The organism is Ramlibacter cellulosilyticus (assembly GCF_014297465.1).
Taxonomy (GTDB): Bacteria; Pseudomonadota; Gammaproteobacteria; order Burkholderiales; family Burkholderiaceae_C; genus Ramlibacter; species Ramlibacter cellulosilyticus.
This window is the reverse complement of record NZ_JACORT010000001.1, coordinates 410,454-422,285: the sequence shown is the minus strand read 5'-3', so window position 1 is coordinate 422,285 and position 11,832 is coordinate 410,454. Positions and strand designations below refer to the sequence as shown.

The 11,832-nt window shown below is 69.0% G+C and carries 14 protein-coding genes; 7 read left to right on the top strand and 7 right to left on the bottom strand.

Annotated elements, in window-relative coordinates:
* Nucleotides 1–15 precede the first annotated feature (15 nt).
* The 3 genes from H8N03_RS02035 to H8N03_RS02025 are packed head-to-tail and all read left to right on the top strand — an operon-like array spanning nucleotide 16 to nucleotide 2,679.
* Complete coding sequence (locus H8N03_RS02035) at nucleotides 16–453, top strand: FecR family protein (RefSeq protein WP_187074453.1); 438 nt, start codon at nucleotides 16–18, stop codon at nucleotides 451–453.
* 53 nt (nucleotides 454–506) lie between these two features.
* Nucleotides 507–1,895, top strand: a complete 1,389-nt coding sequence (locus H8N03_RS26580) for an O-antigen ligase family protein (RefSeq protein WP_187074452.1) — start codon at nucleotides 507–509, stop codon at nucleotides 1,893–1,895.
* Nucleotides 1,888–2,679 carry a tyrosine-protein phosphatase gene (locus H8N03_RS02025; protein WP_187074451.1) on the top strand — a complete coding sequence of 264 codons (792 nt, stop codon included), beginning with the start codon at nucleotides 1,888–1,890 and terminating at the stop codon, nucleotides 2,677–2,679. Before H8N03_RS26580 ends, H8N03_RS02025 begins: the two co-directional genes overlap by 8 nt.
* Here the strand turns inward: H8N03_RS02025 and H8N03_RS02020 are convergent, their stop codons facing one another.
* Nucleotides 2,680–3,045: a hypothetical protein gene (locus H8N03_RS02020; RefSeq protein ID WP_187074450.1), complete on the bottom strand. Its 366-nt coding sequence runs from the start codon at nucleotides 3,043–3,045 to the stop codon at nucleotides 2,680–2,682.
* 130 nt (nucleotides 3,046–3,175) lie between these two features.
* Here H8N03_RS02020 and H8N03_RS02015 point away from each other — a divergent pair, with 130 nt between their 5' ends.
* Together H8N03_RS02015 and H8N03_RS02010 are read left to right on the top strand one after the other, a co-directional pair.
* On the top strand, nucleotides 3,176–4,147 hold the full coding sequence (locus tag H8N03_RS02015; protein ID WP_187074449.1) for a Bug family tripartite tricarboxylate transporter substrate binding protein: 972 nt from the start codon (nucleotides 3,176–3,178) through the stop codon (nucleotides 4,145–4,147).
* A 99-nt stretch (nucleotides 4,148–4,246) separates the two neighbouring features.
* A complete protein-coding gene (locus H8N03_RS02010) occupies nucleotides 4,247–4,795 on the top strand; it encodes a hypothetical protein (RefSeq protein WP_187074448.1) in 549 nt (182 codons plus the stop codon).
* Nucleotides 4,796–4,810: 15 nt separating this feature from the next.
* Here the strand turns inward: H8N03_RS02010 and H8N03_RS02005 are convergent, their stop codons facing one another.
* The 5 genes from H8N03_RS02005 to H8N03_RS01985 form a co-directional block, all read right to left on the bottom strand.
* Nucleotides 4,811–5,527: an ABC transporter ATP-binding protein gene (locus H8N03_RS02005; protein ID WP_187074447.1), complete on the bottom strand. Its 717-nt coding sequence runs from the start codon at nucleotides 5,525–5,527 to the stop codon at nucleotides 4,811–4,813.
* The gene (locus H8N03_RS02000) at nucleotides 5,524–6,327 is read right to left on the bottom strand and encodes an ABC transporter ATP-binding protein (RefSeq protein WP_187074446.1); all 804 of its coding nucleotides are present in this window, start codon (nucleotides 6,325–6,327) and stop codon (nucleotides 5,524–5,526) included. Before H8N03_RS02000 ends, H8N03_RS02005 begins: the two co-directional genes overlap by 4 nt.
* The gene (locus H8N03_RS01995; protein ID WP_255428012.1) at nucleotides 6,324–7,466 is read right to left on the bottom strand and encodes a branched-chain amino acid ABC transporter permease; all 1,143 of its coding nucleotides are present in this window, start codon (nucleotides 7,464–7,466) and stop codon (nucleotides 6,324–6,326) included. The genes H8N03_RS02000 and H8N03_RS01995 overlap by 4 nt, the downstream gene beginning before the upstream one ends.
* 13 nt (nucleotides 7,467–7,479) lie before the next feature.
* Entirely contained in the window at nucleotides 7,480–8,409 is a 930-nt protein-coding gene (locus H8N03_RS01990; protein WP_187074445.1) for a branched-chain amino acid ABC transporter permease, read from the bottom strand.
* 154 nt (nucleotides 8,410–8,563) lie between these two features.
* On the bottom strand, nucleotides 8,564–9,862 hold the full coding sequence (locus H8N03_RS01985) for a replication-associated recombination protein A (RefSeq protein WP_187074444.1): 1,299 nt from the start codon (nucleotides 9,860–9,862) through the stop codon (nucleotides 8,564–8,566).
* 26 nt (nucleotides 9,863–9,888) lie between these two features.
* On the opposite strand from H8N03_RS01985, the gene H8N03_RS01980 reads away from it, so the two are divergent.
* Both H8N03_RS01980 and H8N03_RS01975 read left to right on the top strand, forming a co-directional pair.
* Nucleotides 9,889–10,260, top strand: coding sequence for a hypothetical protein (locus H8N03_RS01980; protein WP_187074443.1), 372 nt, complete (start codon nucleotides 9,889–9,891; stop codon nucleotides 10,258–10,260).
* Nucleotide 10,261: 1 nt separating this feature from the next.
* A complete protein-coding gene (locus tag H8N03_RS01975) occupies nucleotides 10,262–11,119 on the top strand; it encodes a GNAT family N-acetyltransferase (RefSeq protein WP_187074442.1) in 858 nt (285 codons plus the stop codon).
* Here H8N03_RS01975 and lolA read toward each other — a convergent pair.
* Nucleotides 11,116–11,754, bottom strand: a complete 639-nt coding sequence (lolA, locus tag H8N03_RS01970; RefSeq protein WP_187074441.1) for an outer membrane lipoprotein periplasmic chaperone LolA — start codon at nucleotides 11,752–11,754, stop codon at nucleotides 11,116–11,118. The two genes, H8N03_RS01975 and lolA, sit on opposite strands and share 4 nt — an antisense overlap.
* Nucleotides 11,755–11,832 lie beyond the last annotated feature (78 nt).

Here is an 11,832-nt window from a genome sequence, read left to right as displayed (position 1 = left end):
TTGGGGAGAATACAAATGAACATCCGCTATCTCCTTCTCGCGCTGGCTTCCGTGTCCTTCTCTGCCATGGCGCAGGCGCCGCTGGGCACCGTCACGGACGTGCAAGGCGTCGTCACCGCGACCCAGGGAGCGAGCGGCGTCACCGTGGCACCCGGCACGGCCGTGCAGAACGGGATGCGTTTCGTGACCACCAGCCGTGGCACCGTCACGCTGCGCCTGAACAGCGGCTGCACGGTGACCGTCCCCGCCAACCACAGCGTCACGGTTCTCCAGAGCATGACCTGCCAGCAATTGACCGCGGCCGTCCAGCCCGTGCCTGCTGTGGCGACGCAGGCACCGCTGCCCGCCGGTGTCGGGGCCGCGAACGGCGTGCTTGCCGCTGCCGGTATCGGCCTCGCGGCGACCGTCCTGCAAGACGCGACGAAGGACGACACGAACCTCAGCGGTCGGTGAAACGACGGCAGTCCGCCCGCGAGGCGACTGAAGGCACGGGGCCCCTGGGCCCCGTGGCTGTTTTTGCCTTCGTGTTGCTGGTTGCCGCTGCGCCGATCATGCGTGGCGGCAACCGTCACGTGGCCCTGATCCTGCTCGAAGGCGCAGCGATGGCGTTCCTGGCCCTGGGCCTGACGGGCCGGACCTTCACGTTCCGCCGACCGTCGCTCGACACGGCGCTCCTCCTCGTCCTGCTGACCAGTCCCGTGTGGCTGGCGATCATCTACCTCCTGCCGCTGCCCGGCGAGCTCTGGACGGCCATGCCGGGCCGGGCGGAGTATGCGCAAGTGATGTCGCGCGCGGGAATCACGGACACGACCTGGCTGCCCGTATCCCTGGTTCCGGATGCAACCGCCACGTCGCTGAGCGCCGGCATCCTCCTGGTCGCGGGCTTTCTCGCGGGCTACTGGCTCAGCCTGCCTCAGTTACAGATGGTCGTCAAAGTCATCCTCGGGCTGGCGTTCATCGAGATCGTGCTCGCGTTGCTGCAGGCGGCTGGTGGCACCAAGTCACCGCTGTATTTCGGAGCCGCCGGCGGGCGTCCCATGGGCACGTTCGCCAATCCCAACCACCTGGCGAACTACCTCGCCATCGCGCTGACGCTGTACATCTGGCTGGCATGGACGACGCTCGCCCGCTCGCGCAACCGCCTGCACCTGGAACGCGGCACGGACTCCAGGGTGCGCCGGCTGGCCATCTGGGGCGCCGGCGGACTGATCATCGCGATCGGCCTCTTCATTGCCCGCTCGCGCGGCGCGATGCTGGCCGGCCTCCCCGCGGCGCTGGCCGCCCTGGCGCTGGTGGTCATCGACGCCACCCGCACCCGCAACTGGCGCGTCATTGCGCCGGTCCTGGGCATCGCCCTCGGCCTGGCGGTGGCGATGGTCGGCTTCGACTTCGCCCTGTCGCGCTTCCGGACGGAAGACCTGGGTGCCAGCGCCGAAATCCGCAACCTGCTCGCCAGGACCACCCTGGAAGGCGCCCTCCAGTTCTGGCCGACCGGTGCGGGCTGGGGCACCTACGAAACGGTCTACCCCCGCTTCCAGCCGGCCGAGATCGTCGGCGTGGCGAACTACGCCCACCAGGACTACGCCCAGCTCCTGTTCGAAGGCGGCATCTTTGCCATCGTGCTGATGGCGGCCTTCGCGTGGCTGGCAGGCAAGCGCACGGTCCTGCTCGTCCGCACCGCCCGCCGCCGCCGCCTGCGCCGCGAGGAGATGCTCTGCGCCATCTGCGGGCTCGGCCTCCTGGGATTTCTTCTCCATTCCTTCGTGGAATTCAACATGCACATCCCCGCCAATGCGATCATGGCGTCGCTGCTGGCCGGGATCTTCCTGAGGCCCTTCGAGGACGATCCGTCCAGGACGCCGGAGCAGCCCCAGGAAGCCGTTGCAAATGATTGACCTGCACTGCCACATCCTCCCCGGCATCGACGACGGCTCGAAGAGCCTCGAGATGTCGCTGGAGATGGCCAGGATGGCCGTCGACGACGGCATCACCATGATCGCGTGCACGCCCCACATCTACCCGGGGCTGTACATGAACGACACCGCCGGCATCACGGCGGCGCGCGACAAGCTGCAGCGCGAGTTCGACGAGCGCGGCATCCCCCTGCAGCTCACGACGGGCGCCGACGTGCACCTGGTGCCTGGCCTCGTCGACGGCCTGCGTTCCGGCATCGTCCCGACGTTGCACCGCACGCGCTACCTGCTGCTGGAGCCTTCGCACCACGTGGCGCCGCCGCACTTCCAGGAGTCGGTCTTCCGCCTGGTGGCCGAGGGCTACGTGCCGGTGATCACGCACCCCGAGCGCCTGACCTGGGTGGAGGACCACTACCCGGTGTTCGGCGAGCTCGTGAAGCAGGGCGCGTGGATGCAGCTCACCGCCGCCTCGCTGTCCGGCGTCTTCGGCGCGCGCGCCAAGTACTGGAGCGAACGCTTCCTCGACGACGGGCTCACGCACATCCTCGCCACCGACGCGCACTCGAACGGGCGCCGTTCGCCCGTGATGTCCAAGGCGCACGCGATCGCGGAGCGCATGCTCGGGCGCGAAGAGGCGGACCTGCTGGTGCGCGGCCGCCAGGAATGCATGCTGCGCAACGTGCCGCCGTCGGCGGTGCCCCCGCTGCCGGCCGTCGAGCCGCGCCGCGAGGGCTGGTGGCAGAGGCTGTTCGGCGCCAGCCGCTGATCAGCGCCGGCGCGCGCGCCAGTCCGCGTACGCCTGGTCCATGCGGTGCTGGCGCGCCGTGGCGTCGAGGTCGGTCATCGGCGACGCGGCGCCCGCGCCCATCGCCCGCGTGCCGGGGTGCGAACTCGCGTGGCGGCTGGCGTGATGGGCGCTGGCGTGCTTCTCGCCCGCCTTGCCGGCCTTCTGCTTGTGCGACACCTTCTTCTTGTGCACCTTGGACGCCGACTTCGCGCCGGACGTCGAGGGCGCTGCGGTCGCGGGTGCGGCGGTCGTGTCGCCGGACATCCTGGCGCTGCCGACGGGCGCCTGGGCCAGTGCGGTCCCGGCGGCGAGGCCGAGCGCAACGAGGAGGACGGGAAGCTTCATGGCGTGGTTCCTTTGCGGAGGGTCTTTCCACAACGCGGGGCCGACGCCGCAGCGCGTCGGAGGCTGCGGATGCGGATCGTCGGACGAAGCAGACTCGGCCTTGGCCCCGCCAAGTTGCGACAATGGCGGGATGAAACGCCGTTCACTGATCCTGTCCTCGCTGGCCGCAGCCGCGGTCGTCGCCACCCCCGTCGCGCGGGCGCAGTCCCGTCCCATCCGGCTCGTCGTGCCCTACGCGGCAGGCGGGCCCATCGACGTCACGGCCCGCGTGCTGGCCGAGCGCGTCAAGGACTCGCTGGGCACCGTCATCATCGAGAACCGCCCGGGCGGCGGCGGCAACATCGGGGTCGACGCGATCGCGAAGGCCGCGCCGGACGGCACCACCATCGGCATCTCCGCGGTGGCCACGCATGCCATCAACCCGTGGCTGTTCTCGAAGCTGCCATTCGACCCCGTGAAGGACTTCGCGCCCATCACGCAGATGGTGCGCGTGCCGAACGTGCTGGTGATGAATGCCGAGACGGCGTCGCGCCTGAAGATCGCCACGCTGCAGGACCTCATCGCGTATGCGAAGGCCAACCCGGGCAGGCTCAATTACGGCAGTGGCGGCAACGGCAGCGCCGGCCACCTCGCGGGCGAGATGTTCAAGCGTGACGCCGGCATCTTCGCCGTGCACATTCCGTACAACGGCGGCAACCCGGCACAGCTCGCCCTCCTCTCCGGCCAGGTCGACTTCAACTTCGACAACCTCGCCACGGCCGCCCCGAACATCCGCGCCGGCAAGCTGAAGCCGCTCGCGGTGACCACCTTGCACCGCTCGCCCAGCCTGCCGGAGGTCCCGGCGGTCGCCGACACGCTCAAGGGCTTCGCCATCGACACGTGGTGGGGCCTGGTCGCGCCCGCCGGCACGCCGCGCGACGTGGTGCAGCGCCTCAACCAGGCCTTCGTCGCCGCGCTGAACTCGCCGGAAGCGAAGACCCGCTTCGCGGGCCTGCTGGCCGAACCCGTCGCCACCACGCCCGAGGAATTCGGCCGCTTCATGCAATCCGAACTCGCCAAATACGAGAAAGTGGTCAAAGCCTCGGGCGCTAAGGTCGATTGACAGCTGAGCCGCGGCTCCTACACTGCTTGTGAGATTCGTCTGACACGGACTACCTCAGCCGGGCAGCACATTCGGCCGAGGCAAAGGTAGGAGCCCGCCATGACGTTGCAGCGCACTCTCCTGGTTCTGGTTCTCGCGGCAGCGGCGGCCGGCACGGCCGCAGCGCAGACCCAGGGCGCGCTGCGCTGGCGGGCCGGGAGCACGGCGCTCGGCCTGCAGGCGGCCGGCGCCGAAGCTCGGCTGCCGTGCAACAGCTACACCCTCTCCTGCGGCGACAGCGCGAGCGTCCCCCTCTACGCCAGCGTCACGGCACCGCGCAGCGTCAGCATGCAGGTGAGCCCCGGCGAGCCTTCCACCGCGCTGCGCCTGCAGCGCACGCAAGGTCTCAACGTTGCCGTCGTGGGCAAGGCGGGGATCGCGCAGGACCTCGGCGTCTACGGACGGGTCGGCACCACCTTGAACCGCACCACGCCGGCCCTGGCGGGCACCGCCAACGGCGAAGGCGGCCTGAGCTACGGCGTGGGCTTGAGCTGGGACTTCTCGCGCACCGCCTCGGCCTCCATGGGCCTGGACAGCTACGACATCCGCGGCAGCCTGGGCGACGTGCGCGACGTGCGCACGAGCCTCGGGCTGCAGTGGCGGTACTAGGCGCCCGCTCCTCGGCTATTCGCCCAGGTACGCGGCGCGCACCTTCGGGTCGTCCAGCATCTCGCGGGCGTTGCCGCTCATGCTGATCACGCCCGACTCCATCACGTAGCCGCGGTCCGCGATCTCCAGCGCGCGGCTCGCGTTCTGTTCCACCAGGAGGATGGTGACGCCCTGCGCGTGCACGTCGCGCACGACCTCGAAGATCTTGTCGACCATGATGGGCGACAGGCCCATGGAGGGTTCGTCCATCAGCAGCACCTTGGGCCGGCTCATGAGCGCGCGGCCCATGGCGAGCATCTGCTGCTCGCCGCCGGACATCGTGCCCGCGAGCTGGTCCTTGCGTTCCTTCAGGCGCGGGAAGGTGGTGAACACCCGCTCCATGTCCTCCGCGATGCCGGCCTTGTCCGTGCGGATGTGGGCACCCATCTGCAGGTTCTCGGTGATCGTCATGCGCGTGAACACGCCGCGGCCTTCCGGCACCATGGCGAGCCCCTGCTTCACGAGGTCCCACGCGCCGCGGCCCCTGATGCTGCGGCCCATGAAGGCGATGTCGCCGTCGTTCAGCGGCAGCAGGCCGGTGATGGCCTTCATCGTCGTCGTCTTGCCCGCGCCGTTGGAACCGATCAGCGTGACCAGTTCGCCCGCGCGCACTTCGAAGTCCACGCCCTTGACGGCCTGGATGCCGCCATAGGCCACCTTCAGGCCGCTCACCTTCAGCAGCGTCTCGCTCATGTGGCGTCTCCCGTCGGCAGCGCCTGCGTGGGTTTGTGGCTGTGCCCGAGGTAGGCCTCGATCACCTTCTCGTTGCGCTGGACGTCGTAGGGCGAGCCCTCGGCGATCTGCTTGCCGTAGTCCAGCACGGTGACGCGGTCGCACAGGCCCATCACCAGCTTCACGTCGTGCTCGATCAGCAGGATGGTGCGGCCGTCGTTGCGGATGCGGTCGATCAGTTCGCGCAGCACCACTTTCTCCGTGGAGTTCATGCCGGCCGCGGGCTCGTCGAGCGCGATCAGCTGCGGGTCGGTGGCGAGCGCACGGGCGATCTCCAGCCGGCGCTGGTCGCCGTACGAGAGCGTGCGTGCCTTGAAGTCGGCGAGCCGGCCGATGCCGACGTAGTCGAGGAGTTCGCGCGCGCGCTGGGCGATCGCCGCCTCCTCCGCCTTGAACCCCTTGGTGCGGAACATCGCGCCGAGGAGGCCCGAGCGCGTGCGCACGTGGCGGCCGACCATCACGTTCTCCAGCGCCGTCATGTCGGCGAAGAGGCGGATGTTCTGGAAGGTGCGCGCGATGCCCGCGCGGGCCACCTCGTGCACCGCCGTGGGCGTGTAGGGCTTGCCGGCGAGTTCGAAGGTGCCGCTGTCCGGCGTGTAGAGGCCCGTGATCACGTTGAAGAACGTGGTCTTGCCGGCGCCGTTGGGGCCGATCAGGCCGTAGACCTGGCCGCGCTCGATGGTGAGGCCCACGTCCGACAGGGCCTGCAGGCCGCCGAAGCGCTTGCTGATGCCGGCGACGCGGAGAACGGTGTCCGTCATGCTGCCGCCCCCGGCTTCGTGCCGTTCGCGCGCTGGAGCGACTTGCCGTGCTCCGGCGTCGGCCACAGCCCGCGCGGGCGCAGCAGCATCACGATGATCATCGCCAGCGCGATCAGCAGCTGCCGCAGGATGGACGCGTCGAGGCGGCCGCCGGTCACGGACTGCAGGTCGAACACGCCCGACACCCAGCGCAGCACCTCCGGCAGCGCCGACAGCAGCACCGCGCCGAGGATCACGCCGGGCAGGTGGCCGATGCCGCCCAGCACCACCATGGCCACGATCATCACGGACTCCATCAGGCTGAAGGACTCGGGCGAGATGAAGCCCTGGAAGGCCGCGAACATCGTGCCGGACACGCCGCCGAAGGTGGCGCCCATGCCGAACGCGAGCAGCTTCATGTTGCGCGTGTTGATGCCCATCGCCTTGGCCGCGATCTCGTCCTCGCGGATCGCCATCCATGCGCGGCCGATGCGCGAGAGCTCCAGGCGATGGCAGATGACGACGCTGAGCACCACGAGCGCCAGGAACAGGTAGTAGTAGAGCGTCACCGAGTTGATCGAGTAGTCCTCGGTGACGTCGATGCGCTTGGCCAGGTTGAGGCCGGGAATGCCCAGCGCATCGAACTTGAAGAGCGTGATGCTGTCGATCTGCGACAGGCCCTTGGGACCGTTGGTGAGGTTCACCGGGTGGTCCAGGTTGTTCAGGAACACGCGGATGATCTCGCCGAAGCCGAGCGTCACGATGGCCAGGTAGTCGCCGCGCAGCTTCAGCGTCGGCGCGCCCAGCAGGATCCCGAAGAAGCCCGCCAGCGCCGCCCCCATCGGGATCACCAGCCAGATCGAGGTGTGCAGCCCGTTCGGGAACATCTGCGCGAACCAGGGGAAGTTCTCGGACAGGTGCGGCGAGGCCATCAGGCCGTACATGTAGGCGCCGATCGCGAAGAACGCGACGAAGCCCAGGTCCAGCAGGCCGGCGTAGCCGACGACGATGTTGAGGCCGAGGGCCAGCAGCACGTAGAGCAGCGCGGTGTCCGCGATGCGCACCCAGAAGTTGCCGGCAGCCTGCAACAGCAGCGGCAGGATCGCGAGCGCCAGGGCGCCCAGCACCCACAGCACCATCTTCTTTTGCTTGTCGAGCATGGCGCGGACTCCTTCAGGCGCGGTCCGCGACGCGTTCGCCGAGCAGGCCGGAAGGCCGCAGCGTGAGCACCACGATCAGGACGATGAACGCGAAGATGTCGGAGTAGTGGCTGCCCAGCACGCCGCCCGTGAGCACCCCGAGGTAGCCGGAGCCGATCGATTCGATCAGCCCGAGGAGCACGCCGCCCACCACCGCGCCGGCCAGGTTGCCGATGCCGCCGAACACGGCCGCGGTGAAGGCCTTGAGCCCCGGCAGGAAGCCCATGGTGTGCTGCACGGTGCCGTAGTTCGAGGCGTACATCACGCCGGCGATGGTGGCGAGCACGGCACCGATGATGAAGGTCGCGGAGATGACCATGTCGGGCTTCACGCCCATCAGCGCGGCCACCCGCGGGTTCTCCGCCGTGGCGCGCATCGCGCGGCCCAGGCGGGTGTAGTTCACCAGGTACATCAGCACGGCGAGCGAAACCGCCGTCATGCCCAGGATCATGATCTGCGTCGTCGTGATCACCGCGCCCGCGAACTGGATGGGTGCAGCCGGCAGCAGCGTGGGATACGGCTTGTAGTTCGGCTTGAAGATGATCATCGCCAGCGTCTGCAGCAGGATCGACATGCCGATGGCGGTGATCAGGGGCGCCAGCTTGGGGCTGTTGCGCAGCGGCCGGTAGGCGACCTTCTCGATGACGAAGTTCAGGGTGGCGGCGACCACGCAGGAGATCACGAGCGCCACGAGGAGCAGCAGCCAGCCGGGAATGCCGGGCATCGCCTCCTGCGCCGTGGTGATGATCGCCCAGCTGGTGAGCGCGCCCACCATCAGGACCTCTCCGTGGGCGAAGTTGATCAGGTTGATGATGCCGTACACCATGGTGTAGCCGAGGGCCACCAGGGCGTACATGCTGCCGAGGACCAGACCGTTGATGATCTGCTGCAGCAGGACTTCCATAGAAGGGTTCTCCGTTTCTTCGCCGCTTGTCGTGTCGATGGCCGCCTTCGTGGGACGGCCTCGCCATCTAGCAAAAAACCCGCCATGCGGATCCTGGGCGGGTTCTTGGGGCGGAATTTTAAGGGCGCTGCCTGAGCGGTCCCGGACGTTATTTCTAGGGGTTTCTCCCTTGTTCGCGCGCGTTCAGGGCGCGCAGCTCGCGCAGCTTTTCCGCAATGCGGATCTCCAGTCCGCGTTCCACCGGACGGTAGAAATTCGGCGGCCGCATGCCTTCCGGGAAGTAGTTCTCCCCCGCCGCGAACCCGCCCGCCTCGTCGTGCGCATACCGGTACTCCTTGCCGTAGCCCAGGTCCTTCATCAGGCGGGTGGGCGCATTGCGCAGGTGCATCGGGACGGGGCGGGTGCCGTCCTTGCGCACCAGCGCGCGCGCCTCGTTGTACGCGACATAGACGGCGTTCGACTTGGGCGCGACCGCGAGGTAGACCAGGCACTCGGCGATCGCCAGCTCGCCTTCGGGGCTGCCCAGGCGCTCGTAGACGTCCGCGGCGTCCAGCGCCATGCGCAGGGCACGCGGGTCCGCGAGGCCGACGTCCTCCACGGCCATGCGGATCATCCGGCGGCAGATGTAGCGCGGATCCACGCCGCCGTCGAGCATGCGCACCAGCCAGTACAGCGTGGCGTCCGGGTCGGAGCCGCGCATGGACTTGTGCAGGGCGCTGATGGTGTCGTAGAACTGCTCGCCGCCCTTGTCGTAGCGGCGCATGCGTTCGCCGAGCACCTTCAGCAGCCACTCGTCGCTCACCTCGCTGCGCTTCTCCCTGGTGGCGGCGACCGCCAGGGTCTCCAGGGTGTTCAGCAGCCGGCGCGCGTCGCCGTCGGCGTAGCCGATCAGCCGGTCCAGGGCCGCCGCCTCGATGGGCGGCACCGCGTCGATCGCCTGCGCCCGCTGCACGATCTGCTTCAGGTCGTCCTCGGACAGCGGCTGCAGCACGTACACCGCGGCGCGCGAGAGCAAGGCGGAATTCACCTCGAAGGACGGGTTCTCGGTGGTCGCGCCGATGAAGGTGAAGAGGCCCGATTCCACGTGCGGCAGGAAGGCGTCCTGCTGGCTCTTGTTGAAGCGGTGCACCTCGTCGACGAAGACGATGGTGCGGCGGCCGTGCGCCTGCGCGACCTGCGCCTGCTCCACGGCTTCGCGGATGTCCTTGACGCCGCCCAGCACCGCGCTGATGGTGATGAACTGCGCGTCGAAGGCGTCGGCCATCAGGCGCGCGATCGTCGTCTTGCCGGTGCCCGGGGGCCCCCACAGGATGCAGCTGTGCGGCTGGCCGGATTCGAAGGCGATGCGCAGCGGCATGCCCTCGCCCAGGAGGTGCTGCTGGCCGATGACTTCGCCCAGGGACTGCGGCCGCAGGCGCTCGGCCAGCGGCGCGTGGGCGGATTTGCTGCTCATCCCGGGCAGTTTATATTGCGCGCATCATGGATCCGGCGCTCTGGTCCTCCCTCTCCGCCCTGCTCGGCGCACTCGTGGGCGGCGGCATCAGCTGGCTGCTGAACCGCCAGCAGCTCGCCAACCAGCTGCGCACGCTGCAGGAGCAGCACAAGGTGGAATTCATGGCGGAGACCACCGCGCGCCATTTCCTCAGCCACAAGAGCTACACCGATCGTTCCTTCGAGACGCTGCGCAACCACCTCGGTGGCTTCGCGGACGACGAGCTGCGCAAGATCCTGGTGCGCGCCGGCGCCATCCGCGTCTACCGCGAGGACGGCTCCGAATGGTGGCGGCTGCTCTCCCGCATGGACGAATACATCGAGCGCAAGCAGCTCGATCAGATCGCGCGCGAGATCTGACATGGGCGCCACGCTCCCCGGCTACACCTGCCGCACGATGACCCGGGACGAAGTCGCGCAGGCGATCGACTGGGCGGCGCAGGAAGGCTGGAACCCGGGCCTGCATGACCACGAGACCTTCCACGCCGCGGATCCCGGCGGCTTCTTCGTCGGCCTGCTCGACGACGAGCCTGTCGCGTCCCTGTCCGTCGTCAAGTACGGCGCCCGCTTCGCCTTCCTCGGGCTGTACATCGTGCGGCCCGGGTTCCGGGGTCGCGGCCTGGGCTGGGCGCTCTGGCAGCACGGCATGGGCACGGCCGCGGGGCGGCGGGTGGGGCTGGACGGCGTGGTCGCGCAGCAGGACAACTACCGCAAGTCCGGCTTCGCGCTGGCCTGGCGCAACGTGCGCTACGAAGGCCGGGGCGGGCCGGCGATGGCGCCGGATGCCCGCCTCCACCGGCTGGATTCCCTGCCCTTCGAAAGCGTGCGCGCCTGCGACCAGCCGTTCTTTCCCGCGGAGCGCGGCGCCTTTCTCGCGGGCTGGCTGCGGCAGGCGGATGCCACGGGGCTCGGGTGGGTCGAAGCCGGCGCCATGCGCGGCTTCGGCGTGATCCGCGCCTGCCGCCGCGGCTGGAAGATCGGCCCGCTCGTCGCCGACACCGAGGCGATCGCGGACGCCCTCTTCGCGGGCCTCGCCAGCCATGCAGCGCCGGAGGAGCCGGTCTACCTCGACATCCCCGAGCCCAATGCCGCGGCCCTGGCGCTCACGCGCCGCCACGGCATGCGGATGGTGTTCGAGACGGCCCGCATGTACACGGGCCAGGCGCCGGCGGTCCCGATGGACCGCCTCTATGGCATCACGAGCTTCGAACTGGGTTAAGGGGCTTCGACCACGTCCACGCCCTTCGGCGGCGTGAAGCGGAACGCCTCCGCGGTCATGGGCGCGTTCACCTGCATGTTGTTGAACGTGAGCAGCGAGCGCTGGCCGAAGGAATCCAGGATCTCCAGGGCCGCGAGCTGGTCCCCGCGAAAGCCCACCTTCATGCTCGTGAGCTGGCCTTCCTTCTGCTTCGGCGTGGCCTGCACCCACTGCAGGCCGCCGCTGTCCGGCAGCTCCTTCAGGTCGAAATCGCGCTGGATGGTGGCCATGTCGGGCGAGGCCGCGATGACGGCTGCCGGCGTCTGCGCCAGCACGCGGGCCTGGCGGCGCTGGCTCACCTGGTTCAGGTCCTTGTCGTGCAGCCACACGGTCTTGCCGTCGGCAACGATGGTCTGCTCGAAGGGCTTGCGGTACTCGAAGCGGAAACGGTCCGGCCGCTGGAACTCGAAGGACCCGCTGGACGTCTTCGTGCGCGCGGCCTGGCCTTCGCGGGGCGGCGCGGTGATGGTCTGCGTGAAATCGGCGCGGCCGGTCTTGGCCGTGCGCACGAAGTTCTCGAGGCTCTGCATGGCGCCCGCATGGGCGGCCACGGCGAGGGCGGACAGCGCGAGGCTGGCGAACAGTTTCTTGATCATGGGCTCTCCCAACAGTGCATTGTCCGTTGGGTGGAGCCCTGCCGGCGAAGTTCGTTACGAACCGTTATGGACGGGCCG